Origin of the sequence: Paraburkholderia sp. D15 (genome assembly GCF_029910215.1) — a bacterium.
Classification (GTDB): Bacteria; Pseudomonadota; Gammaproteobacteria; order Burkholderiales; family Burkholderiaceae; genus Paraburkholderia.
Genome location: NZ_CP110395.1, coordinates 1 through 24,803, shown reverse-complemented (window position 1 = coordinate 24,803; position 24,803 = coordinate 1). Strand labels below are relative to the sequence as shown.

At 59.6% G+C, this 24,803-nt stretch carries 17 protein-coding genes; 7 read left to right on the top strand and 10 right to left on the bottom strand.

Annotated features, from left to right (window positions below):
* The first annotated feature begins 136 nt into the window (after positions 1–136).
* Genes LFL96_RS00090 through LFL96_RS00080 form a run of 3 tightly spaced genes read left to right on the top strand, consistent with a single transcriptional unit; the run spans position 137 to position 3,802 of the window.
* Entirely contained in the window at positions 137–1,075 is a 939-nt protein-coding gene (locus tag LFL96_RS00090) for a fatty acid desaturase (protein ID WP_280996900.1), read from the top strand.
* The gene (locus LFL96_RS00085) at positions 1,075–2,667 is read left to right on the top strand and encodes a GH3 auxin-responsive promoter family protein (protein WP_280996899.1); all 1,593 of its coding nucleotides are present in this window, start codon (positions 1,075–1,077) and stop codon (positions 2,665–2,667) included. The genes LFL96_RS00090 and LFL96_RS00085 overlap by 1 nt, the downstream gene beginning before the upstream one ends.
* Positions 2,668–2,671: 4 nt before the next feature.
* Positions 2,672–3,802: an aromatic ring-hydroxylating dioxygenase subunit alpha gene (locus tag LFL96_RS00080; RefSeq protein ID WP_280996898.1), complete on the top strand. Its 1,131-nt coding sequence runs from the start codon at positions 2,672–2,674 to the stop codon at positions 3,800–3,802.
* Between the two features lie 30 nt (positions 3,803–3,832).
* Here the strand turns inward: LFL96_RS00080 and LFL96_RS00075 are convergent, their stop codons facing one another.
* The gene (locus LFL96_RS00075) at positions 3,833–4,756 is read right to left on the bottom strand and encodes a fatty acid desaturase family protein (RefSeq protein ID WP_280996897.1); all 924 of its coding nucleotides are present in this window, start codon (positions 4,754–4,756) and stop codon (positions 3,833–3,835) included.
* 320 nt (positions 4,757–5,076) lie between these two features.
* Here LFL96_RS00075 and LFL96_RS00070 point away from each other — a divergent pair, with 320 nt between their 5' ends.
* Positions 5,077–5,487, top strand: a complete 411-nt coding sequence (locus LFL96_RS00070; protein WP_280996896.1) for a hypothetical protein — start codon at positions 5,077–5,079, stop codon at positions 5,485–5,487.
* A gap of 125 nt (positions 5,488–5,612) precedes the next feature.
* Here the strand turns inward: LFL96_RS00070 and LFL96_RS00065 are convergent, their stop codons facing one another.
* The 5 genes from LFL96_RS00065 to istA all read right to left on the bottom strand — a co-directional run bounded on the left by LFL96_RS00065 (position 5,613) and on the right by istA (position 11,703).
* Entirely contained in the window at positions 5,613–6,671 is a 1,059-nt protein-coding gene (locus tag LFL96_RS00065) for an AraC family transcriptional regulator (RefSeq protein ID WP_280996895.1), read from the bottom strand.
* A 191-nt stretch (positions 6,672–6,862) separates the two neighbouring features.
* Positions 6,863–7,369: a hypothetical protein gene (locus LFL96_RS00060; RefSeq protein WP_280996894.1), complete on the bottom strand. Its 507-nt coding sequence runs from the start codon at positions 7,367–7,369 to the stop codon at positions 6,863–6,865.
* Positions 7,323–8,816, bottom strand: a complete 1,494-nt coding sequence (locus LFL96_RS00055) for a hypothetical protein (protein ID WP_280996893.1) — start codon at positions 8,814–8,816, stop codon at positions 7,323–7,325. Before LFL96_RS00055 ends, LFL96_RS00060 begins: the two co-directional genes overlap by 47 nt.
* 570 nt (positions 8,817–9,386) lie before the next feature.
* Positions 9,387–10,202, bottom strand: a complete 816-nt coding sequence (gene istB / locus LFL96_RS00050; protein ID WP_280995363.1) for an IS21-like element helper ATPase IstB — start codon at positions 10,200–10,202, stop codon at positions 9,387–9,389.
* On the bottom strand, positions 10,186–11,703 hold the full coding sequence (istA, locus tag LFL96_RS00045) for an IS21 family transposase (protein WP_280996892.1): 1,518 nt from the start codon (positions 11,701–11,703) through the stop codon (positions 10,186–10,188). Before istA ends, istB begins: the two co-directional genes overlap by 17 nt.
* Before the next feature lie 121 nt (positions 11,704–11,824).
* On the opposite strand from istA, the gene LFL96_RS00040 reads away from it, so the two are divergent.
* Positions 11,825–12,841 (top strand): DUF4297 family anti-phage-associated protein, encoded by a 1,017-nt coding sequence (locus LFL96_RS00040; RefSeq protein ID WP_280996891.1) that lies wholly within the window; start codon positions 11,825–11,827, stop codon positions 12,839–12,841.
* Positions 12,838–14,607, top strand: coding sequence for an anti-phage-associated helicase HerA (gene herA, locus LFL96_RS00035; protein ID WP_280996890.1), 1,770 nt, complete (start codon positions 12,838–12,840; stop codon positions 14,605–14,607). Before LFL96_RS00040 ends, herA begins: the two co-directional genes overlap by 4 nt.
* 454 nt (positions 14,608–15,061) lie before the next feature.
* On the opposite strand, the gene LFL96_RS00030 is transcribed toward herA, so the two are convergent.
* The gene (locus LFL96_RS00030) at positions 15,062–18,223 is read right to left on the bottom strand and encodes a type 2 lanthipeptide synthetase LanM family protein (RefSeq protein ID WP_280996889.1); all 3,162 of its coding nucleotides are present in this window, start codon (positions 18,221–18,223) and stop codon (positions 15,062–15,064) included.
* A gap of 59 nt (positions 18,224–18,282) precedes the next feature.
* On the opposite strand from LFL96_RS00030, the gene LFL96_RS00025 reads away from it, so the two are divergent.
* Complete coding sequence (locus tag LFL96_RS00025) at positions 18,283–18,528, top strand: hypothetical protein (RefSeq protein ID WP_280996888.1); 246 nt, start codon at positions 18,283–18,285, stop codon at positions 18,526–18,528.
* 776 nt (positions 18,529–19,304) lie between these two features.
* Here LFL96_RS00025 and gyrB read toward each other — a convergent pair.
* From gyrB to dnaA, 3 genes are all read right to left on the bottom strand, one after another.
* The gene (gene gyrB, locus LFL96_RS00015) at positions 19,305–21,776 is read right to left on the bottom strand and encodes a DNA topoisomerase (ATP-hydrolyzing) subunit B (protein WP_280996887.1); all 2,472 of its coding nucleotides are present in this window, start codon (positions 21,774–21,776) and stop codon (positions 19,305–19,307) included.
* A gap of 113 nt (positions 21,777–21,889) precedes the next feature.
* Positions 21,890–22,993: a DNA polymerase III subunit beta gene (gene dnaN, locus LFL96_RS00010; protein WP_280996886.1), complete on the bottom strand. Its 1,104-nt coding sequence runs from the start codon at positions 22,991–22,993 to the stop codon at positions 21,890–21,892.
* A 220-nt stretch (positions 22,994–23,213) separates the two neighbouring features.
* Positions 23,214–24,803 carry a chromosomal replication initiator protein DnaA gene (gene dnaA / locus LFL96_RS00005; protein ID WP_280996885.1) on the bottom strand — a complete coding sequence of 530 codons (1,590 nt, stop codon included), beginning with the start codon at positions 24,801–24,803 and terminating at the stop codon, positions 23,214–23,216.

Sequence of the window (24,803 nt, the reverse complement as noted above, 5' to 3'; positions counted from 1 at the left end):
GAATGCACGCGTTCGCCAAGTCTAATCGGGATTTTCTTATTCAATTCGCATGCCCCTGAACGACCGGTTTGCGCTTGTTGGATTAATCGGCGATATCCGGGGTATCCTTCGCGTACATTAAGTTTTCAACGCCGGCATGCCCATTTCGACCGAGAAAAATACCGCCACGCAATCGCACGCTTTCGATCTCGCCAACCTCGTCGTGTTGACGTTGCAGACGGCGTTCTGGATTGCCGTGCTGACGTGGCTATCGACCACCCACGCGGGTCCGCTCAAATGGCTGATCCTGATTCCGTTCTGCCTCGTGTTGCAGGGCGTGTTCTCGATGATGCACGAGACCTTTCACGGCTTCGGACATCGGCACCGCACACTCAACTATCTGATGATGTGGTGGGCCTCGACGATGTTCGGCGCGTCTGCCACGCTGATTCATATCAACCACCTCGGCCACCACGTGCGCAATCGCACGCGCGCCGAGCGGGCCGATTTCGCGACGCTGGACGAATCGCTGCTGCGCAAGCGGATCGAGTATTACGCGGCGATCCTGGGCGGCATCTGGCTTGGCGGACTGGTGGGCAGTATCGTTCTGGCCCTGCTGCCGGCCGGCATCGCGAGTAGCTGGTCGAAACGCGGCGACGACAATACCTACGCCGCGGCCTTCAAGGACTTTTCGCTGCGCGATTTCAAGCGGATTCGTATCGAAGTGCTGTGCGGTGTGGCCGCGTGGCTGTTCGCGGGCTGGCTGTTTCACTGGACGCTCGACGTCGTTCTGATCGCCTACGCCGCGTTCGCGTTTTCGTGGTCGTCGTTGCAGTGGGTGTATCACATGCGCACGCCGCTCGATGCAGTGGAAGGTACGTACAACATGCGCGCGCCGACGCTCGTGCGCTGGGCGTTCCTGAACTTCAACTACAACCTCACGCATCATCGGCGGCCGAATCTGCGGTGGCAACAATTGCATGCGGCGTCGAACGTGAAGGAAACGCGGCCGTTGTGGTTCGGCTGGCTGCAGATCTTTTTGCCGCCACAACGCTTGCCCGACGATCTGTCCCGGCTCGACAAGACGTACTTCTGATGACGACGGACTCGAATGTCACGCGCGACGCGTGGCGGGATTTCCTCGCTGCCGCACATCCCGCGCTCGATACGTGGCACGCGGCCATTGCCGACCCGGCGCTTACGCAGGCAAAACGCCTGAGGCAATTGCTCGACACGAATCGCGATACGGCGTTTGGACGTGCATACGGTTTTGCCGATATCCGCGATGCCGCGCAGTATCGCGAGCGCGTGCCGCTGCAGACGTATGCCGATTTACTGCCGTGGATCGAGCGCGCGCAACGCGAGACGGAACCCGTGCTGAGCGCGCAGGCGCCACGGTTTTTCGAGCGCACCAGCGGCAACAGCGCGTTGCAGAAGCTGATTCCGTACACGCCGGCGTTTCTCGACGAAATGCAACGCGCGCTGGTGGTGTGGCTTGCCGACGTTTATGGGCAAGTGCCGGAGATCGCACACGGTCGCGCGTACTGGTCGATGTCGCCGCCGTTGCAAGCGAACGGATGCGCCGCGAACGGCATTCCGATCGGCTCGGCGAGCGATCTGGATTATCTCGGCGGCAGCATCGTCGCGGGTCTCGCGCCGACGCTGATCGTGCCGCCGTTTTCCGACGACACCGACGCGTGGCGTCGGCAGACCTTGCTGGCGCTGATTGCCGCTGACGATCTAAGCTTCATCAGCGTGTGGAGTCCGACGTTTCTGTCGAGCCTCCTGCGTCCGCTGTTCGAAGGCAACGAGGCGGATCACGGCGCGACGCTGGCGTGGCTGGAATCGATGTTGCCGGCCGCGCGCAAAACCGCGCTACGTGCCGCCCTTTCCGAAGGCACATGCGAGCCGCTGTGGCCCCGGCTTGCCGCCGTCAGTTGCTGGATGGACGGCCCGAGCCGCCGTTACGCGGCTCAATTGCGCACGCGGTTTCCGCATGCGCGCTGGCTGCCTAAGGGACTGTTCGCGACGGAGGCCGTGGTCACGCTGCCGTTCGGTTCGGACGACGGCTGCCCGCTCGCGATCGAAAGCCACTTTCTGGAGTTCGTGTTCGACGACGGTCGCGTGTGCGATGCGGCCGATCTGCGCGTCGGAGATGTCGTGCAGGTGGTTGTGACGACGGCTGGCGGTTTGTATCGCTACCTGCTCGGCGATCGGGTGCGAGTCACGGGCTTCGCTGGTCGTACGCCGCGTGTGGAATTCGCGGGCCGAGCCGGCGCGCAGTGCGACCTCGTCGGCGAAAAGCTCGATGAGGCGACAGTCACGAGCGTGCTCGCCGACACGTTTGCAGATATCAACGACACGCTGTGCCTCGTTCCCTGCATCGACTCGCAAACACCGCATTACGTGCTGCTGGTGGCGGGCGGCAATACGTCAAGCGATACGGCTGCGTTAGCGTCGATAGTCGATACCGCGTTGCAGCGTGCATTCCACTACGCTCACGCGCGCCGCCTCGGCCAACTCGGACCCGTACGAGTACGGCAGCTTCAAGGCTTGCCCCAGCGGCTTGCCCATGCGATTCAACACGCCGCGGAGCTAACCGGCATTCGCGCCGGCGACGCCAAGCCGCGCATGCTCGTGAGCCGGCTCGATACCGCGAGCGCACTTCTTGCCCTGACCGGCGACTGACATCATGCCGACCGTAGATCGCGAACCCGAACAACCGATTGCCTTTCGTGCCTCGGCCTCCGCTACTTCCAGCGCCACCCGTGACGGCATGCACGAACAATGGTTCGTCGCGTGCACGCAGCGCGAATTGCGGCGCGGAAAACCGCTCGGCGTCAAAATTCTCGGTCTGGGCATCGTGCTGTTTCGACGCGCCAATGGCGATGTCGCGGCCTTGATCGATCAATGCGTGCATCGCGGCACGCGTTTATCCGCAGGAAAGCTGGCCGACGATTGCCTCGTCTGTCCGTATCACGGCTGGCGTTATGACGGCGACGGTCAGGTCGTCCACATTCCGACGATCGACGGCGTGAAGCCCGCCGCCGCCCCCAGCGACTACCCATTCAAGCAACGCAGCTTGCCGGTGCGCGAACACGACAGCCTGATCTGGGTATTCCTCGGCGAAGGCGATGCCGATACCGATGCAAAGCCGATCTTCCGCATGCCGTTCTACGATCAAGCGCCGTGGCAGTCGTATTTCATGGTGAACACGTTCGACGGCGACATCGGCATGCTCGCGCAGAATTTCATGGATGTGCCGCACACCGTGTTCGTCCACGACGGCATTTTCCGCTCGAGCCGCGGCAGTGCGATGGAGGCGTCGGTGGCGCTGAAGGCGGATAGCGTCGAAGTGACCTATCACGACGAGCAGGACAAGATCGGCATGATGGATTGGCTCACGAATCCCGATCGCGAGCCGCTCGTTCATACGGATCGTTTTTTCGCGCCGAACGTCACGCGTTGCGATTATCTGTGGGGCAGCCGGTCGGGGTTTCTGATCGTCAGCCAGATCACGCCGATCGATGACCGGCGGTCACGCGTGTACACCTACATCGCGTACCGTTTCCGTTTGCCGCGCTGGGTGTTGCGCGCGATCAGACCGCTGCTGCATCTCTATACCCACATCGTGATTCAGCAGGACGTGCGTATCATGCGCGCGCATCGGCAGGGACTGGATAACGCGCCCGGCTTCGAGCCGCACAACGTTCGCGCGGACGTGGTGCATGTGGGCATCGAGCGTTTGCTGGCTGCCGTGCGGCGTGGCGAAACCTTGCCCGAGGCGCAGCGCGGCGAGAAGCTGATGAAGTTCGAAATCTGACGCGCGCGCGAACTCTCGCGCCGCGTTGCTTCAGGTTTGTTGCGAACTCGCCCGAATCCGTTCGAGCAGATGACGATGCACCGCCGGCAGATGTTCCAGCGCCAACGCCGGATAGACGTGATGCACCTGGTGGAAACCGATGTTGCGCGGGAACAGCACGAGCTTGCCGGCCCAGCCGTAGTGCCACGTATGCGTCATCGCCCACACGGCTTGCTGCGAGCGCTCGCCTTGCTCGACGTGATCGTGTTCGATCAGCACGCGGTTCGCGTTCATGATCCCGCCAAGCACCCAGGGCAGCCCGTAGTAGGTCAAGAACGGCAGATCCCAATGGACGACGGCGGCGATCGCCAGCAGATACGCGACACAATGCGGCAGATCGGCACGCGCGCACGCGATGATCTCGGGATGCCGGCGCAGATCGCGCTTCGAGCGCTCCTGAAGAAAGCCGCGCGCATACCACGGACGGAACGCCGGCCACAGCAACGCGAGCGGCGACATCACCGCGCGCAGCGGCCACCAGATGGGCAGCAAGGCGCCGCGCAGCATCATCGCGCGTTTGATCCAGCCGCCGCGTGCGGCCAGACGGTGCAGATACGGATCTTCCGGCGTGCACACCGCGCGGTGATGCCGCAGATGGTGATAGCGCATCGCCGCGATCGACGACCCGATCGGCCAGCCGGCCAGCGCCTCGACGATGACGAGCGGCAGGTTTCTGCGTCGCGACGGAAGATGGCAGGCGTCGTGAAGGATCACGCCGAGCGCCTGTAGACGGCCGGCGATCAGCAACACGCCGGCGGCATAGACGAGCGGATGCGGGACGCGCGCCATCGCCACCCAGCACAGCGCGATGACCAGCCAATCCGTGCACGCGTAGCGCACCAGACGCCACGGCCTGGCGGACGCGGCGAACGGCAGGAGGCGGCTGAGTTCGGCGGGCGTGGGAAACGCGGACATAAACAATTCGATTTCGTTTCGGTGAAAAGGCGTGACGCGTCGGTATGGTAGCCGGAGTGATCGGGCTTGGGTAATGGGCGAATCGTAAAACGGAGTTGATTATCGCAGTCGAATCGAAGAAGCTATGGCGACGCCGAAATTAATCAGATGCGTGTCGCATATTTGCATATCGGTGAATTTAAACAAAACGACGACCTGCCGTTCGATTCTGGAAAATCGTGCGGACGGTGCAATCGCTTTTTCATTACTTCGAGGGGGACGCTCGCATGAGACCTATTACGTTGCGTATCGTCAGGCTCGCAATGTCAGGCGCGCTGGCTTTGATCGCTTCCACCGCGCACGCGAAAGCCGACTGCGATGCAAGCAATCTCAACCGGGATCAGGAAATCGCCTGCGCGCAACAGGAGACCGCGGCCAAGGCTGCGCGGGCCGACAAGCTTTATCAAGCGCTACGGCGAGATGTACCCGACGCGCAGCGCGACGTGCTGCAAAAGAACCTGCTGGTGTGGACGTATAAGGCGGACACGGATTGCGCGCTCCAGCGCGAAGCGTTCAACGATTGGGGCAAGAATCCCGCGCCGGATGCGGAACTCGAATACGAAAACTGCAAATCGTCGGTACGCGATCAACAGGTGGCGTTTTATGAAGGTCTGATTTGTCCGGATACGTTGGAGACGGGCGGGAAGGCGAATTGCGGAAAGTTGGCGGCGATTTTGAAGGCGGTGGATTGAGACGGGGTTGAATCGGTTGAGTAGCGGTGTATGCCAGGCCGGCCGGTCAGTCAGCGAGACTCGCCGGCCGGCGATAAAGCGCCTACTTAGCAGCTAGCGAGTCAGGTAGCCCATCCGTTAGCCCGTCAGTTATTCAACACCCCAAACGGCAACGTCCACCCCGGCAACCCTCCCGCACCGATGCGTTGCTCTTGCCCCACCTTGCCATACGGCAGCAACACCGGCCCCGACCGCTGCTCGACCGTCTCCTTCGGCGTGTGGCCAAATTCCGCTTTGAAAAGCCGATAAAAGTACTTTTCATCCGGAAAGCCATGCGCCCAGGCAATCTCCGCGATACGGACATGCTGTTGCTGCGGGTCGCCCAGCACGTGATACGCATGCCGAAGTCTTCTGCGCCGGATTTGCCGCATCACCCCACCGTCGTCCTCGAACAGTTGGTACAGCTTGGCGCGCGACAAGCCGATATCGCGGCAGATCCGCTCGGGTGTGAGATCGCGCTCCAGCAAATGCGTGTCGATGTAATGACGAACCCGCTCCAGCAATGCCGTGTGTATCGGACCGCTCGCCTCGCGCACGGCGTCGGCGGTTGGGGAAACGGCGGCGGCCATGAGTAGCAGCGTCGATTGAACGATGTTGGGGACGTCCTGCTGACGCAGCATGGAGAGGTTGCGGAACAGCGACAGCAGGTGGTCGCCGAGAAGACGGCCGACACCGCTCGTCAACGTGTGACCGTGCAACAACGCGGCGTGGCTCGGCAGAAGATAGCGAGGCACGACGATACTGATCACGTCGCCTGCTTCCACCGTGCAATCGTTGAGTTGCGCGACGTCGTAAAAGAATAGATGGCCGGGCGTCTTGATCGACTCCGGACTCATCGACCGGCAAAAGAACCGCCCGCCCAGCAACAACGTGAAGCGGAACGAATCCTGGCCGTCCATCCGGATGCGCCGGGCGTTGCGATACACCGAGTAAGTCAACGGCTTCGCCCGGTCTGGCCAGCGACGCCCGGAGAGAATCAGCGGGCCGAGCGCGGCGCCGGTCGCTTCCGCATTGAACGGACCGTAACCGTCGTCCTCGAATCTGCAGTCGCAGAGGTTGTCTTTGACCCACAGGTGAAAACGGTCCCGCTCGGGATAATCGACCGTGGAGAATTTGAAAACGGGAACGGCATCCAGTTGATTCATGGCAACGAGTACGATCAAACCGATTTTCAGTGACGACCAGTCCTTTTTCGTGCGCCTGGCTTTCGATACTGCCGATACTGCCGACGCGTCAAACGAATTCAATCGCTGCCAATCCTATCGCAGGATTGCCTCATCCGGCGATTCGAAAATCGCTGAGCGTGGGACGCATATCGTGGTCGTCATTCAAGCCCTTAACTATGCGGGTGACATTCCCAGTTGTTGTACGTCGGTCTGTCGATCGGCGTTAATCCGGGAATCATGAACACGGTACAGGTGAAACGCCGGCCCTTGCCGGTGGTGGCGTCGTAACTCACCTGCTGGCCGCCCAGTCCATTCTTCTGGCCGTACTGCACGTTATCGATGGTGAGCTCGTCGGAGGACGCAAGGCCGATGGTCTTCGCGGTGGAACGCTGTACGTCGATCATGTTCATTTTCGTCGTTCCGCACGCCGACAGCACGGCGCTGACGATGCCAACGCCGATGATCGTTCGCAGCGTCGAATCAAGCTTGATTTGCATGGCGATGCCTTTTCGATGGGTTGAATCTTTCCGCGCGACGACGCGGATGCCGCCGTCGTGGCGACCGCGCCGCGCGCCCGCGTCGTCGCCGAGGGCGACGACGACGGTTTTCTGCGCGATGTCTACGACGCGATCACGTGCCCGGCGTATAGAAGCTGGCCTGCAATTCGGGGCCGACACTGTTGATGTACAACTGCCACACCAGCGACATCGCGCCGGATGCGTTGACGGCCAGTGCGGGCCACGACGCGTCCTGCGGGTCCTGGCCGAACAGGGTCGATGTGGTCCACGCGCCGTTCCGGTAGCTGGCCGCGATGACATCCGACGAGCCCGGCGTCCCCGCGTCCTGCCACGCCGCCGTCACGTTGCCGGCCGGATCGACGACGATCGGCGGATACTGCACCGTCGTCGGGTCGATGCTCGCGGTCAATTGATGCAGCGGTCCCCAGTTGCCGTTGGCGTCGGAAACGCTCGCCTGCAGCGCGACGCCGCCTTGCGCCCACATGACGGCGGCCACGCCGTTCGCACCCACGCTGAGTATCGGCGTGGCGATGAAACCACCCGCTTCGGTGATCTCCGGCGCCACAGCCTGCGCCGCCTGCCAGCCGGTGCCCGCGACGTAGCGCTGCGACATCGTGGTGGTGTAGAGCTTGCCGCCGGTTGCATCGAGTTGCCCCCACACCAGCGTGATGTTCCCCTTCGCGTCCATGCCAGCTGTCGGCGTGTCGATCGAGGTGAACAGACTCGTGTTCGAGACGGCCTGATTGATGTTGGTCCAGCCGTCGGTCTGATCGAACGTGGCGGTCCAGATCGCCGACTGCGTGCTGTTCGTCTGCCCCCACGCGAGGACCGCGCTGCCGGACGGCAGCACTGAAATCATCGGGCGCACGTTGGTCGTGTCGCCGGTGACGGCGCCGGGGCCGGTCTGCGCCGGCATCTGGATCAGCGCGGTCGTCGACCACGTGCCATCCGGCGTGTAGCGTGTCCATGCGATGCGCGAGTCGAGCAGGCTGATCGATTGCGGCCACGCGACGAGCGCGTTGCCCTGAGCGTCGATGCCCGCGGTGTACGTCAAGCTGGTGATGTTCGGCGCGATCTCGGTTGCCGTTCCCCAGCCGGCGCTCGGGCTATAGGGGCGCGCCCACAACGCATACTTGCTGGCAGCGGGCATCCATTGAGTCCAGAACGCGACCGCCTGGCCGCTGGCATTGCCGACGAGTTGCGGCGCGCCGGTGCCGGTGCCCGTCATGGCGTCGCTACCATCGCTGGTGTCGAGGCGTGTCGGCGTGGACCAGCCCGAGCCGGCGACGTAGCGCGAGCCCCACATCTCGTTGCCGGTGGTGCCGCTGGGGCCGTTCGACATCCACGTGACGAGCGAATTGCCCTTGGCGTCGATCGTTGTGCTGGGTTCGAACTCGGCTGCTTTACCGTCCATCGCCGCGGCGGTGGACCAACCGGCCTGCGCCTGGGCGGTGCCGCCGTTTCCGGGGGACGACGGATTGCCCGACGAGCCGGGACCGCCGTTTCCCGAGGACGACGAGGTGCCACTGCCGTCAGATACGTCGTCACCGCCGCACGCCGTCAAGGTGAGGCATGCAGCCAGGACAACCATCGCTAGGGGTTTCATGAAAGTCCTTATTTTTTAATTGCCAACGGGTTATGTGCCGATATCCGTCGATGCCCGGAATCGACCTCTTTCAATAAGCGGGATGGGCGATGCGTGTATTTATTGCTTCTGCTGGTATTCGACTCGCCGCAATGTCGTGCGCATCTTAATTCAAGTCCTTTGGCGTCACGGTGTAAATGCGTCTACACAAAGTGGAGATGGGTTCCAGTGGACGAAATGACCGGCGACGTGGTGGCGTTAGCCTTTTTTCCTGCATAAAACGCGCTGCATGGTTGCAGGCATTTCCGCAATCGGGATGAACGCCGCACGCGCTTGATTCAAATCAAGGCGTCGTATTTTTTGGATAAAGAAACGCCCGCTAGACTTTTCCCGTTGAAACGTGGATTTAGATTTCCGGTAGTTTTAAAAATTAACAAAACTGGTGAAATATGGATTTATTGGATTCAATCAAGGAAAACAACGGCCGCGTCTACGCCTACGATCTTGGGAAAGAGCATGGCTGTTGATTTGCACTGGAAACTGACCCACTTTTTGCATCTAAAATTGACCCACCCCTGATGCTGATAAACATCAATCTGGTGCGTCGATTTCCTCCTCTTTTTGTCGTTTGGGTGAGCTTTTACGGGTTGCAGCCCGCGAAGCGGGCTGCCCCGCCGTACTGTTTTTGAAGCGCCAGGAATCGTTGCCTGTTTCCACTATATGGCAGTGGTGGGTGAGCCGGTCAAGCAGCGCAGTTGTCATCTTCGCGTCGCCGAAGACGTTCGACCATTCAGTGAAGCTCAGATTGGTTGTAACGAGAACGCTCGTACGCTCGTAAAGTTTCGAGAGCAGATGGAACAGCAGTGCACCGCCCGTTTGAGTGAACGGGAGATAGCCCAACTCGTCCAGAACAATGGCGTCGACATACATGAGACGATTTGCCAGTTGCCCTGGTTTGCCGGCTGCCTTCTCGGCTTCAAGCTGGTTGACGAGTTCAACCGTAGTGAAGAACCGGACCCGCTTTGCATGATTCTGTATCGCGTCGATACCGATGGACGTCGCCAGGTGCGTCTTTCCTGTGCCAGGTCCACCGATGAACACTACGTTCTGCGCGGACTCGCAGAAGCGGACAGTGTGGAGCTCTCGCACAAGAGTTTCATCGACGCTAGCCTGCTCGAAGTCGAAGCCGGCAAGGTCACGGTGCGCGGGGAAGCGTGCGGCGGCCATCTGGTAGTTGATTGACCGAACCTGCCGTTCAGCCGTTTCTGCTTTCAGCAGCATCTGCATGAATTTCTCCGGTTCAAAGTCACTGTGTCGTGCCTGTGCTACCAGTTCGGGCCACGCCTGCGCCATTCCGTGAAGCTTTAGCGCCTTGAGAAGTGCGGCAGTTTCATTCGACACGACCATCCTCCTCGTCGCGCATTACGCGCAGTCGTTCATAACGGTAGACGTCTGCAAGCGGTTCGACCTTGAGCGTTATTGCTGTCCTCACCCCGTCGCCCGATTGAGCCGACTGGCTTTTCAGTCGGGCAAGGATGTTCAGGACATGGTCTCCGCTGGGACGTCCGGACTCGAGCGCAAGCTCGACGGCAACCAGCACGGCCTCCAGGCCATGAACGGGGGTGGCCGCCAGGACCTGGACCATTACGCGGTCGCCACCGGTCTGCCTTAGTAGGTGTCTCTGCAGGCGAAGCATCGGTTCTGGCATCGTCAGGAACGGCGCGCCGTTTCTCAAAGAGCCGGGCTTTCGTTCCACCAAAGCGATGTAGTGCCGCCAGTCATAAAAGGTTTGGTAGCGGTCGAAGCTGCGGGGGTGGCGGGCAATTTCGATGCCGTCAGCCACCAGGCTGATGTAGGTCGGATAGCTACGCAGGCTAACAATATGATGTGCAAACTCCGTCGGCACGCTATAACGGTTCCGGTCGAGATGTACCAGACTCGTCGGCGAGACGCGCACGGGTTTCTCAATGTAGCCATCAAACGGCTTTGGAACCTGCATCAGCCGAGGGCGTTCATCCGCGAGGGCGTCTTCCACACTGAGCTCAGGCCATTGCGGATGTCTCAGTTGCTTCCAGGCCTGTTGGCAGCGTTCTGCCAGCCATATGTTCAGGACCTCAAGCGATTCCCACCGGATACCGATTGCATCGTGCCAAATCTGCCGGCGGCGGTCCTGGACATTCTTTTCAACGATGCCTTTCTCCCAGCCAGCGGCCCGGTTGCAGAACTCAGGCTCGAACAGGTAGTGGCCGCACATCGCGTGGAAGCGCGCATTGATAGCTCGCTCCTTACCCGGGCCAACCTTGTCGACGGCAGTCTTCATATTGTCGTAGATGCCGCGCCGGGGAATGCCGCCTAACGCGACGAATGCTCGTGCGTGGGCGTCGAACAGCATCTCATGGCTTTGGGTCGGATAGGCCACAAGCCAGAAGGCACGACTCGCGGCGAGCTTCATGTGTGCGACCTCTACGCGTCGTCTGAGTCCACCGATGAAGACATACTCGCAACTCCAGTCGAACTGGAATGCTTCACCATACTCAAAGGCGAGCGGCACAAAGGCGCCACGCTGCGCTCCGGAATCGCGCTCCTTCTTCCAGTTGCGCACAAAGGCAGACACGCGGTCGTAGCTCCCGTCGTAGCCAGCCGCCCGTAAATCCTCATACATCTGCGTTGCCGAGCGCCGTTCCCGTCTTGTACGCCTCGTATCGGCGACCAGCCATAGTCGCAGTTGCTCTGACCACGGGTCGACGACGCTGTTGCTGATGCGCTTAGCGAATTTCGGCTCGCTTTCCGACGGTTCGCGCAACCATCGTCGAATAGTGTTTCTCGAAAGCCCTGTCTGTCTTGCAATGTCCCGGAGCGGGACGCCATCGCGGAAATGCATCCGCCGAATTTTGGCCAACATGCTCACGGTTATCACTCCGTTCTCCTGCTTGGCGTCCAAGCAGGCAGTTGAACATGTGGGTCAATTTTCGATGCAAATTTCTAGCGGAAGTGGGTCAGTTTTATGCGCGTATCAACAGGTAATCCACATGCTGCGGCATTTCCATGCCGCGGGCTGCCCTACCGACCAGGTGTTCAGGTACCGGCTGTACGGCCACTACCGCGGCGGTCAGCACAAGCTCACGCTCCCGCTGACGGACGAGTTCCTGAAAGAGCACTTCCTAACCTACACGAAGGACAAGCAGGTCCACAAGGTGCACGAGGAACTGACAATCACCGATGTCCAGCTTGCCGCCTTTCGTGCGTTGCTGGACATTGATGTGAACGCTCTGTCCTACGACAATCAGCAAGCTAACGTGCTCAAGCTCCTAGAGTCGGAGATCCCCGATTGCTCGACCGGCGACGCGCTGAGCTTCTTCTACCCGGTAGCGATAAACGTCGTTCAGGGGCTGGCCATCGAGGCGGACGAGGCCAAGCGAAAGATCACCAAGGATCAGTTCTTGAGGGCCATCAACCGCAAGGAGGTGGTCTTCAGCGCTTGGCTGCGGGAGCACCTGGGACGCGAGTATTTCGCGCGAATGGTCCGTCGCAGGTACTTCTACTTCGGCAAGACAAAGTTACCCAAGGCCGCCAGGTTCTTCGTGATGGACATGGCCGATGATTACGACGTGGACAAGGCCACCCGCATGCTCGTTCGAATCGGCCAGTTCTTCTCGCACAAGGAGCTCCAGCGAACGCCTGCGACCGACCGGTTCTGCCCCTACGTGCTGCTGCGGGGCGTGACGACCGAGCAGTTGATCGAGCTCAAGGCCAGCCTATGGACGCAGGGCGTGGTCTTCAATGATGGCTATCCATTCCAAGGCGCCGAGTTCTCGCCCGCCATGCTGACGGCGGCCCCCACCAAGGACAACCTTTGGACGATCAAGTTCGTCCCCGGTGAACAGCAGCTGGCGCCGACCATCGCTGCTTGCACCGGATTGGTCGTCGAGGTCTACGACTTCTACAAGGCCACGCCACTCGACAGTACCCTCGTGCCAAAGGCCAGGGGGCTTCATTCGATCAAGAGTGACAGTGCCTATCTACTTCAGGAGATCATGCAGGCATGAGCGATTCTCAAGACATCAAGGCCGAAGTGATCGCGGTCTTCCCAGACAAGGTGAAGATCTCGGTTGGCAACATCTCGGCGTTCGCCAACGACAAGAGCCTCAAGGTGGGCTCGTACTTGCGCGTCACCGACAGCGAGGACTGCGCGCTTATCGCTATCATCGAGAACTTCTGCATTGAAGTGAACGACAAGGCAGAGCGCCGCCACATCATCGAGGCGCTCCCACTGGGAATCATCGCCGACGGCAAGTTCATCCGCGGCGGCGACACGCTGACCATTCCGCCAACGGGCGTGACGCCGGCGACTGAAGACGACATCAAGAAGATCTTCGAGGATTCGGTCGACCCGGCCAAGAAGTTCGCTTTCAGCGCTCTGGTGTCCAACGACAAGATCACCGTGCCGGTGGACGGCGATCGGTTTTTCAACAAACACCTGGCCGTAGTGGGGTCCACCGGTGCCGGTAAATCCCACACGATAGCCAAGATCATCCAGACGGCGGTGAGCGCGAAGAACGGCCAATACTCGCTGAATAACTCGCACGTCGTCATCTTCGACATCCATTCCGAGTACCGAACGGCTTTCCCTGATGCGAACTTCCTCGACGCCAGTACGTTGACCTTGCCCTATTGGCTGCTCAATAGCGAGGAACTTGAGGAGGTGCTGCTGGATACGGGCGAGCGCGACAACTACGACCAGTCGGCCGTGTTCCGTCAGCTGGTGACGGAGAATAAGAGGCGCCACAACACCAGCGCGAAGAACGTCTTTTACGACAGCCCGCTGAAGTTCAACATCCATGAGGTGCTGAACGCGCTGTACAACATCAAGAGCGAGACCGTGAACTCGAAGAACGAGGCGCGGTACATGGTGGTGGATGGCAGCTACACGCTACTGCCCGAAGGCAAGACCGACAACAGCCACGGCCTGCAGCTCTCCGCGAACGAGCGGCTCGATCTGTACTTTGCCAAGCGACTCGATTTCCATCCGACCAAAGGCCAGAGCATCACCCCGGGCAGCTACGCAGACAAGTCGCTGGACAAGTTCTTCGCGCGCTTCGAGGCCAAGGTGGAGCAGGACCGCCTGCAGTTTCTCTTCGGTCCGTCCGCCGACACAGCCACGCTGGTGGGGACCCTGAAGAGCCTGATCGGCTACGGAGACGAACAGTCGAACGTCACGATCGTCGACTTGAGCGGCGTCCCCTTCGAGGTCCTCAGCATCACCGTGTCGCTGATCTCGCGAATTTTGTTCGAGTACGGGTACCACTACAAGGTGATGCGGACTGCGGCAAAGGAGAAGATCAACACCGACACGCCGCTCCTGCTCGTGTACGAGGAGGCCCACAAGTACGTACCCAACAGCGACCTGGCGCGCTTTCGTGCGTCCAAGTTCTCGATCGAACGCATAGCCAAGGAGGGTCGCAAGTACGGTGTGACGCTGCTCCTGTCGAGTCAGCGCCCGTCGGAGATCTCCGAGACGATCTTCTCCCAGTGCAGCAACTTCCTTGCGATGCGGCTGACCAACCCGAGTGACCAGAGCTACGTCGCACGCCTGCTGCCTGACACGCTTGGCAATCTTTGCGACAAGCTACCGACCTTGAGCGCCGGAGAGGCACTGCTGATCGGTGAGTCTGTGGTGATGCCGTCGTTAGTCAAGGTCCAGCGTTGCGACCCGCCGCCCTCGTCGACCGACATCCCGTACTACCAGCTCTGGAAGGAAGAATGGAAGCAGCTCAACTTCGAGGCGATCAAGAAGGCTTGGCTCAAGGAGTGAGGGTGAGGCCCTTACGGATTTCCATGTACCCAGCCTCCATTGCAGGCGGACATCCAGGTCTTTCAAGATTCGACCTACTCGCTCTGGGGCAACAATGTGTCATGGGGCAGACGGTGCGGCGAGTGACGGAGAAGGTCAGCTTTCTGCAAAGCTGACATTGCTCAATGAAACCTGAACGGTTGCAATGGGGCAGTTTGCGCCGACCGCACCAGGCGGTCATCGGCCATGAACGGCCGTTCAAGGTCGTCGTCCAGTTTCCACCGGGGTCTCCTGGGCCCTTGCTCAACGACCACTTTGCGGCGAGCAAATCACGGGTGACACTGCCTCGATCCCGCGGCATCAACGGTCACTCACGATGCACCCTCGCGCGGCTACTCAAGACTGGGGGTACCGTCTACAGCCACGCTGCCTGGACGGAAGTTTTCGCCGGTTTCTTTAATACAGGCTTACTCGATCACGTCGCTGGTTTACGGCGATTGAGCACCCGCTGCTCTTCCTTGCCACAGTCGTCAAATGTCGAAAATGGCGGCGCGAGCGTCAAGACACAAGGAATCCCGGATAAGAAAGACATTCTGAGCGCTCCATAGCCGATACCAGCGACTCCAGTCATTAGGCTTGGAACAGGGATGTATCCTGGTCTTGCACACCGCAATCCTTCCCGCGTGATCAAAGCTTGGACATTTGTCCGTTTCTCTTCGATTTCATCTCCCCAAAGCTGCTCGCAAGGGAAAACATCTACGGCAAGTGCGAGTACGTCGAGGTTGCCGAGATTTCCGTGGCAGAGCGACTCGTTGTCAATCAGCGGTAATTTTAGGCACTCACCAAGCACCCTCCGAGCTTCCCGCTCGATCAGCGGCTCACCCAACAACTGTGAATACGCGGTCAATCGCGCTAGTGCGATACCAGGGGCCCCGTGGCACCACGTGGCCTGCCCAACATGATGTAAGTCATGCGGGTCCGTCCAAACTCCGCCTTCGGTCATGTTACCTTCCAGGCTAAAAAAGGCTAGGGCCGTAGTGACGAAGATCGACTCGTGCGTAGCATTGCCGAGCGCCACCATTGCCATGGCAACGCCGGATAGTCCATGAGAGATGCCCCGGTAGTTCGGAAGCTTTAGGCGCGACACCTCATGTGCAGCGCCCTTGTTCAAGATGCGGACAATTTCGCTACCACACTGAGTGGCAAGATCTAGCGCGCTTTCGTTGAGCCCAGCATCGTGAACTGCAAGGAGGCAAAGAATTGTTCCTGCTCGTCCACTTATCAGGTCGCACGCTTCGTCATCGCGCAATTTTTCGGCGACGATTGGCACCAATAGCCCAGTCCTTGCCTTGAGCCGTTCGTGTACTTCTGGGAACCACGTTGCTACGTGAGCGTATACATATAACACACCTGAAATTCCAGAGAACGCTCCGTATGGCTGGTCTGCCGCCGTCATTGCTAAACGCCGTTCGAGCTCATTCAATGCTGCCCATCCCAAATCGAGACCGCGCGAGTCTCCAGCGAACTTGGCAGAGGCCAGGAGGAAGAAGGCAATGCCTGCCAGTCCATCGTAGAGATCGATGCCCACCTCGGTGACGATATGGTCAAGCGATGACGCCGAACTCCTAGACGCAACTGGCGCAAATGTCAGCCATGTTGCACTGTCGCCATGCTTGAAAGCGAGGGTGTCCAACATCCTTACTGCGGCAATTTGAGCATTCTCACTACCGCACCCTCGCCAAGGTTCACAGCCCTTTAACGCATCGCTTCCATCAGTTCCGCCTTCACCAAGCGACGCGAAAGACGCGCAGATGATCCATTCTTGCCGACATAGATCTGCCTCATCCATAGACACGATACGTAACTGAACGCTTTCGAACCCTGTTGATGACAGAATAGAATTCAACTGAGTTCCGTCCCCGGATGAGACCGTTGTGCTTGCAGTATGGCAGGAGAAGTATGGAACGTCCCCGCGACGAAGCTGCGCGAATTCATGCGGCGCAGCCACCGCCCATATCGGGTTGCTCGTCGCATTGCTCCAGATTTGAGCGAGGACCCTATCGCACTCAGTGCCGTCCGACAATGCGTGTGGATGATAGCTCTCTTGCAATAAAGACGCGTAGGTTGCGGTAGGCCGGAGCAGGACGCGCACCTCGCAATCTGCAAAGACGGCTATTGGTCCCTCAGCCGCCAAAAGTTCTCCTGCACAAGAGACGAGCAACCTGTAGCCTGTACGAAACCCTTCGAGAACAGATTGGATGTGCTCCGTTGCCCTGTGCTGCCGACCTTGTAATCTCGGAAGATGCGATGTCGTTTCTGGCACAAACTGCACCCTGGTGATGTGCATTTCATCCGTTCCGACCGCATCAAACCCCATTGTCTGCAGCTGCGTTTTTTCATTAGGTCTTGCACCGAGGCCACTCATGTCGACAATCTGATCTCCAACACGAACTGGCGTTGGTAGTAGACCCACAGATAGGACAGATCGATTTGCTGCACTAGGAGTTGTGCTCCCGGAGCCATCGTTATCGATGGCCAAGCTCGGATGGAAGAGTGTCTCTAGGTCAACCAGAACCGGGTGGGCACCTTCGGCGATTAGATTCTCGAAGTGCGCATCCGTAGCGCCGACAGCGTAAAGAAGCGCTAGCAATACACCTACTCGTCTATAGAAGAGCTGGATATCTTCCATCGAGACGCAGTCGGAAGCTTCAACGAACTCGCTCCAACCGTAAGAATCTCGGTCCAGTACTCGAATCGTTCTCAGCGCTGGATCAAGCCCCTTGTCGTTCAGCCATTGAAGCAGATCTTGAAAATGCGACTCGACCTTCAAGGATCGGGGCTTGTAAACAAGTCGCTTCCCATCTGTGAAGTCTACGATTACGACCCGTCGCCCTTCGTTGTGCGCATCACCAGTTGATACTTGGGCTGAAAGCACCTGCTGACCAACGCAGAACGACTTTTGCAACAGAAGAATGTCCTTTGCTGTTCTTTCCAGAAACTCCGTAACTGATCTACGCCATTGATCGCAGACTCGAAGGCAGTGTGCCAGCATCACCGGATATTGCGAGAACAGGCGCTGTCGCGTCTCGGGACGACAAAGGTCGTTAGCGAAATCCTTAAAGCGATCCTCTCCGACGTCACCGCGGAGCGTTCCAGAAATGCTGGCGATACGAAGCTCAAGGGTGAGCGGCTTCACAATCACCAGTAGTATTTGCTCGTAGAGAGCATCTGCCAGAGACTCGACTACACGCCCCGAAAATAACTCCGAGCCGTATCTGTCATTCTGCGCATCAACTGTCGCCTGGACTTGGCTCGTCGATTCGCGCAGCAATGGTTCGACCAAGCTAAGGTACGAACCAATCCCATTCTCGGAGGCAAACGCCTTGCCAGACGGTATCGCCTCGTTGGCGAACCAAGATGAGGGTACAGACTGGACACCTTCACTGTCCGGCACGATCCCCAAGCAGCGGGTGAAGGTCTCCTCGCTAACACTACAATCCCGAAGGAATTGTTCAAAATCACGCCGGTTAGAAAACGCAGGGCTCTCAAGCCACCTTTGGAGCCTCGCTTCGGCAATTACATCATTGAATTCATCGGAACAGCCAGCGCGTTCCAGAACTCCAAGGGCTCGGTTCAACAACACTTGCGACAACCGATTACGATGCTTAGCGTTTTCTCGGACGACAGTTTGCAGCGATGGTGCTGCAACTGGCGGCGATGGTGCTACAGGTTGCCGCAATCGTGCTGCACTTGGCTGCTACGGTGCTGCATGTTGCAGCGACGGTACTGCACGTGGCGGAAATGGAGCTACATCCCGCCGAGATCGTGCTGCATCCTGCGGAGATGGTGCTGCAACCTGCGGAGATAGTGCTGCAGCTCGCCGCAATCGTACTGCAGCGTGCTGCGATGGTACTGCAGGTCGCCGCGATTGTTCCAGCGTGAATCTGAATTTGCCCTGCCCGACCCACTAACCCCAAGTCCAACGGGCCAACTGGCGATGGGGGGACTTGAGCCTGCAATTGAGGGGGCAAGTTGGCAAGGTAATCAGGATCGCGCCACGCGCGCGCCACCATTTCTGCAGTAAGCGCCAATCCATTTTGCGAGGAATTCGCGGTTCCCAGTTCTCCACTACCCATATATCCCCCAGTCTTTGCCTAAGTCTAATCGAGCGAAAGTCCCGTGTCATCTAGCGCGTAGCCCTTACCGCACCTGCGCCTATAGGGCATACGTGAATTCCGAGTGGCCCCTACGTTCCCTCTACCACCGTGAAAGCCGGGCGGATTCCGGTATGACGCTGAAGACATGCGGCTGTTGTACAACCGTTTGAGCGGCTCCTTGCCGCAGCCAATGAACATGCTCGATAACGATAGCCGCGGAGGATTTCTGCATTTGTTGCAGCACCACGGCTATCCGACGCCACTTCTCGACTGGTCATATTCCCCATACGTGGCTGCGTTCTTTGCGTTCCGACACTGCGGCCTCGCGCAAGATGGCGTTGAATAGCGCCATGTACGCATTTTTAAGTTCGATGTCGAGACCTATCCGCATCAGAAGATACTGGCTGAATAAACGCGTTACCCTCGCCCCCTTGGGCTGCTACTTCGTAGAGACTTTCACGTCAACAGAGGAGACAGCATCGGGGACAGCCGTCGTTCTCACAAACGTTCTCATGGACAACTTTGTGAGAATTCGGCCATCTATTCTGAGAAACAACACCCTCAAACATCAATATTCCCCGCCCTCAGCGCATTCGACTCAATGAACGCCCGACGCGGCTCCACATCATCCCCCATCAACGTAGTGAAGATCCCATCGGCCGCAATCGCGTCCTCGATCTGCACGCGCAACAGGCGACGAACACCCGGATCCATCGTCGTTTCCCAAAGCTGCTCGGGATTCATCTCGCCGAGACCCTTATAGCGTTGCTTCGAAATATTGCGTTCGGCATCCGCAAGCAACCATTTCATCGCGCTCTTGAAGTCCGTCACCGCCATGCTGCGTTCGCCGCGCTTGATCACCGCACCGGCGCCGATCAAACCCTTGAACGTATTCGCGGTATTGATCAACTGCTGATAGTCGGCGGTCAACTGAAACTCTTCATCCAGCACCGAAATCTTCTGATTGCCGTGATGCGTACGCGCGACCTTCAACGAGCGCAGTTCACGCACCGGGTCGTACATCGTCGTCACCGTCACCTCGGGTTTCAACGCGTCGTCGCGCAGCTTGGCCTCCAGCGCCTTCGCCGACGTTTCCGCCGCGGCTTCGCTCGACAGATCGATCACCACGCCGTCCATTACCGCCTCCAGCGCACCCGCGTCGTACAGACGGCTCAGACGGTTCACCACGGCTTGCGCCAGCAAATACGCACGCGCCAGTTCGCCGAGCGCGTCGCCGGTGATCGGCGTGGCGCCTTCGGACGCCAGCAGTTCCGAGCCCTGCAACGCCAGCTTGAGGATGTGCGCGTTCACCTCCGCCTCATCCTTCAGATACCGCTCGTCCTTGCCCGCCTTGATCTTGAACAGCGGCGGCTGCGCGATGTAGATATAGCCGCGCTCGATCATGTCCGGCATCTGACGATAGAAGAACGTCAGCAGCAGCGTACGGATGTGCGCGCCGTCGACGTCAGCGTCGGTCATGATGATGATGCGGTGATAGCGCAGCTTCTCGAGGTTGTAGTCTTCCTTGCCGATCCCGCAGCCGAGCGCGGTAATCAGCGTCACGATCTGCTCCGAGGAAAGCAGCTTGTCGTAACGTGCCTTCTCGACATTGAGCACCTTGCCGCGCAGCGGCAGGATCGCCTGGAACTTGCGGTCGCGCCCCTGCTTCGCCGAGCCGCCTGCCGAGTCACCCTCGACGATGTAAATCTCGGACTTCGCCGGATCCTTCTCCTGGCAATCCGCGAGCTTGCCGGGCAAACCCACGCCGTCAAGCACGCCCTTGCGGCGCGTCATTTCGCGCGCCTTGCGAGCCGCGTCACGCGCGCGTGCGGCGTCGACGATCTTGCTGCAGATGATCTTCGCGTCGTTCGGCGTTTCGAGCAAAAACTCTTCGAGCGCCTTGGCGACCACGTCTTCCACCGGCGCGCGCACTTCCGACGACACCAGCTTGTCCTTCGTCTGCGCGCTGAACTTCGGCTCCGGCACCTTCACCGACAGCACGCACGACAGACCCTCGCGCATGTCGTCGCCCGAGGTCTCGACTTTCGCTTTCTTCGCGACTTCATGGTCGTTGATGTACTTGTTCAACACCCGTGTCATCGCCGCGCGCAAACCGGTCAAGTGCGTACCGCCGTCGCGCTGCGGAATGTTGTTCGTGAAGCACAGCACGTTCTCGTTGTAGCTGTCGTTCCACTGCATGGCCACTTCCACGCCGACGCCGTCTTTTTCGCCGCTGATGTGGAAGATATTCGGATGCAGCACGGACTTGTTCTTGTTGATGTACTCGACAAAGCCCTTCACGCCGCCGACGAACGCGAAATCTTCTTCCTTGCCGCTGCGCTGATCGAGCAGGCGAATCCGCACGCCGTTATTCAGGAACGACAGTTCGCGAATCCGCTTGGCCAGAATGTCGTAGTGGTATTCGATATTGCCGAAGATCGTTTCGTCGGCGAGGAAATGCACTTCGGTACCGCGATTTTCGGTGTCGCCGGTAATCTGGATCGGCGAAACGGCCACACCGTCGATCTCTTCGATCACGCGGTTCTGCGGCACGCCGCGGTGGAACTCCATGAAGTGCTTCTTGCCGTCGCGACGCACGGTCAGACGCAGCCATGCCGACAGCGCGTTCACGCACGAGACGCCCACGCCGTGCAGGCCGCCCGACACCTTGTAGCTGTTCTGGTCGAACTTGCCGCCGGCGTGCAGTTCCGTCATCACGATTTCAGCGGCGCTGCGCTTCGGATCGTGCTTGTCGTCCATCTTCAGACCGGTCGGCACGCCGCGGCCGTTGTCGGTGATCGAAATGGAGTTGTCGGCGTGAATGATCACCTGAATGTCGTTGCAATGCCCGGCCAACGCTTCGTCGATCGAGTTGTCGAGCACCTCGAACACGAGGTGATGCAAACCGGTGCCATCCGATGTATCCCCGATGTACATCCCCGGCCGCTTGCGCACAGCCTCCAGACCTTCGAGGATCTGAATGGACGAGGCGCCGTAGCTGTTGTCGGGTTGCGTATTGTTCGTTTCAGTCATGGATTTTTTCCGGTTCTGCGTTACTGCAAGGTTGCTGCTCGGGACTTTTCAAAACGCCATAAAAACGCCAAAGGGGCGCTGCGCCCCTTGGTGTGTTCTAGGTGTTGGACGCGTCAGATGCGCATCGGCATCACCACGTATTTGAATTCGTCGTTCTCGGGAATCGTGATCAGCGCGCTGGAGCTGGCGTCGCCAAGGCTCACCTGCAACATGTCGACCTTCAGGTTCGCGAGCACGTCGAGCAGATACGTGACGTTGAAGCCGATGTCGACGCTGTCGCCGTCGTATGCGATTTCCAGTTCTTCCTGCGCCTCTTCCTGGTCGGCGTTGGTCGACATGATCTTCAACTGGCCCGGCTCGATAATGCAGCGCACGCCCTTGAATTTGTCCGACGTCAGAATCGCGGCACGCTGCAGCGAACGCTGCAGTTCTTCACGGCCAATCACGAACTGATTCTTGTGCGACTTCGGAATCACGCGCTGGAAGTCGGGGAACTTGCCTTCCACCAGCTTCGACACGAGTTCGACCTGGCCGAACGTGAACTTCACCTGCGTTTGCGCGATGTCGATCTTCAGCGTGTCGTCGATGTCTTCCAGCAGACGCTGGAGTTCCAGAATCGTCTTGCGTGGGATGATCACTTCCTGACGCGAGAACGAGCCCTCGATCTTCATCGACGAAAACGCCAGGCGGTGGCCGTCCGTTGCGACTGCCATCAGCTGGTCGCCGTCCACTACCAGCAGCATGCCGTTCAGGTAGTAGCGGATGTCCTGCTGGGCCATCGAGAAATGGACCATGCCGAGCAACTGGCGGAACGTCTTCTGCGGAACCACAAGGTTCGCGCCGTAGTCTTTAGCTTGCGCGACCGTCGGGAATTCGTCCGCCGCGAGGGTTTGCAGCGCAAAGCGGCTCTTGCCGGATTGCACGGTCAACCGCTTGTCGTTCAGCGTGAGCGTGACCTGCCCGTCGGGCATGGCGCGAAGAATGTCGAGGAGCTTTCTTGCCGCCACCGTGGTCGCCACCGAGTCGCCGCCCACGCCGAAATCCGCGCGCGTGGTGATTTGCAACTCGAGGTCAGTGGACAGGAACGACACGTCGGGGCCGTTCTTGGTAATCAGCAAATTGGCGAGGATCGGCAGCGTATGGCGGCGTTCGACGATGCCGCTCACAGTTTGCAGCGGCCTGAGGAGGTTATCGCGTTCGGTCTTGACCAGTTGCATAGAGTTCCTTCGTTGATATAACGGCCTGCGCGCCTTGCCAGGTAAGCGTTGCAGCTCACAGCCGCGACTCTGCGCCGGCGCCACGCAGCGCCTGTCACGGCGTGAAACCCGCCCGCGGCCGCCGGGCGGTTAAACCTGTATTGTGCCTGAAAAAGGAACCGCCTCACTAAAATGGGGGCGAGTTCGGAAATAAACAGGTCGATTTTTCCAGCGGGGCCGCTTAGCCCTTCAGCGTCTGTTCCAGCACGTGCAATTCGTGGTTCAGTTGCGCGTCCTTGCTGCGCTCGTCGGCAATCTTGCGCACCGCGTGCAGTACCGTGGTGTGGTCGCGCCCGCCGAACAATTCGCCGATTTCCGGCAGACTCTTCTGCGTCAGCTCCTTGGCCAGATACATCGCGATCTGCCGCGGCCGCGCGATGTTCGCCGGACGCTTCTTCGAATACATGTCCGCGACCTTGATGCTGTAGAAGTCGGCGACCGTTTTCTGGATGTTTTCCACCGAAATCTGACGGTTCTGCACCGTCAGCAGGTCTTTCAGCGCTTCCTTGGTCAGCTCGATCGTGATTTCGCGGCCGTGGAATTTCGAATACGCGAGGATCTTGCGCAGCGCGCCTTCCAGTTCGCGCACGTTCGAGCGCAAATGCTTGGCGACGAAAAACGCGACGTCTTCATTCAGGCTCACGAACTCCGATTGCGCCTTGCGCATCAGAATCGCGACGCGCATTTCCAGCTCGGGCGGTTCGATCGCCACCGTCAGGCCGGAGTCGAAGCGCGAGATCAAACGGTCGTCGATACCCGAAATTTCCTTCGGATAGGTATCGCTGGTGATGATCACCTGCGCCTTGTTCGCGACCAGCGCCTCGAATGCGTAGAAGAATTCCTCCTGCGTGCGCGACTTGCCCGAGAAGAACTGAATATCGTCGATCAGCAAAAGGTCGAGCGAGTGGTAGTAGCGCTTGAAATCGTCGAACGCCTTGCGCTGGTATGCCTTCACCACGTCGGACACGTATTGTTCTGCGTGGATATAGCGGATCCGCGCGCCGGCCTTGTCCATCAGCAACTGGTTGCCGATCGCGTGGATCAGGTGGGTCTTGCCGAGGCCCACGCCACCGTACAGGAACAGCGGGTTGTACGAGATGCCGGGATTGTCCGCGACCTGGATCGCCGCGGCGCGCGCCAGCTGGTTGGCCTTACCGGTCACGAAATTGTCGAAGGTCAGCACCGGGTTGAGCTTCGAGCGCTCGTACATGGAGTCGCTTTCGGCACTGCCGCTCGCGCCCGCGCTCTGGCCCGGGCGCCACGTGCGGCGCGCGGCCGCGGCTTCGTTCGCGTCGAGGCTGGGCAGGTCAAGGTCCGCGGCATCTTCCGCGGCGGCCGAGGCCGCGCGGGCGTTTGCCTGCTGTTGCATGCCGGGATTCATGCCGCCCGCGCGCGCGGACTGCGCCGCCTGCACGGCGCCGACGGCGGCATCCACGGCTGCGCCGCCGCCGGCGTTACCGCCCATGGGCGCGGACGAAGCCGGACGCGCCGGTGCCGACGCAGCCTGCTGCGGGCGCATGCCGGCTTTCGGGTCCAGCACGAATTGCACGTCGATCGGGGCTTGCCAGAAATCGCGGGCCATATCAGCGATGCGACCGGAGAACTGGCTCTTGACCCAGTCGAGCTTGAAGCGGTTCGGCGCGGCGATGCTGAGCGTGTTCGCAGCGGCGTCGAAGGCGACCGGGGCCAACGGTTTGATCCACGTCACGTACTGCTGGGGCGTTAACTCACGCTCCAGCAATGCGGAACAGTGTTGCCAGAAATCGTTCAT

Coding starts and splice junctions, on each gene's coding strand:
- LFL96_RS00090 (WP_280996900.1), top strand. CDS start 137: ATGCCCATTTCGACCGAGAAAAATACCGCCACGCAATCGCACGCTTTC.
- LFL96_RS00085 (WP_280996899.1), top strand. CDS start 1,075: ATGACGACGGACTCGAATGTCACGCGCGACGCGTGGCGGGATTTCCTC.
- LFL96_RS00080 (WP_280996898.1), top strand. CDS start 2,672: ATGCCGACCGTAGATCGCGAACCCGAACAACCGATTGCCTTTCGTGCC.
- LFL96_RS00075 (WP_280996897.1), bottom strand. CDS start 4,756: ATGTCCGCGTTTCCCACGCCCGCCGAACTCAGCCGCCTCCTGCCGTTC.
- LFL96_RS00065 (WP_280996895.1), bottom strand. CDS start 6,671: ATGAATCAACTGGATGCCGTTCCCGTTTTCAAATTCTCCACGGTCGAT.
- LFL96_RS00055 (WP_280996893.1), bottom strand. CDS start 8,816: ATGAAACCCCTAGCGATGGTTGTCCTGGCTGCATGCCTCACCTTGACG.
- istB (WP_280995363.1), bottom strand. CDS start 10,202: ATGGTCGTGTCGAATGAAACTGCCGCACTTCTCAAGGCGCTAAAGCTT.
- LFL96_RS00040 (WP_280996891.1), top strand. CDS start 11,825: ATGCTGCGGCATTTCCATGCCGCGGGCTGCCCTACCGACCAGGTGTTC.
- herA (WP_280996890.1), top strand. CDS start 12,838: ATGAGCGATTCTCAAGACATCAAGGCCGAAGTGATCGCGGTCTTCCCA.
- LFL96_RS00025 (WP_280996888.1), top strand. CDS start 18,283: ATGGTGCTGCAACTGGCGGCGATGGTGCTACAGGTTGCCGCAATCGTG.
- gyrB (WP_280996887.1), bottom strand. CDS start 21,776: ATGACTGAAACGAACAATACGCAACCCGACAACAGCTACGGCGCCTCG.
- dnaN (WP_280996886.1), bottom strand. CDS start 22,993: ATGCAACTGGTCAAGACCGAACGCGATAACCTCCTCAGGCCGCTGCAA.
- dnaA (WP_280996885.1), bottom strand. CDS start 24,803: ATGAACGATTTCTGGCAACACTGTTCCGCATTGCTGGAGCGTGAGTTA.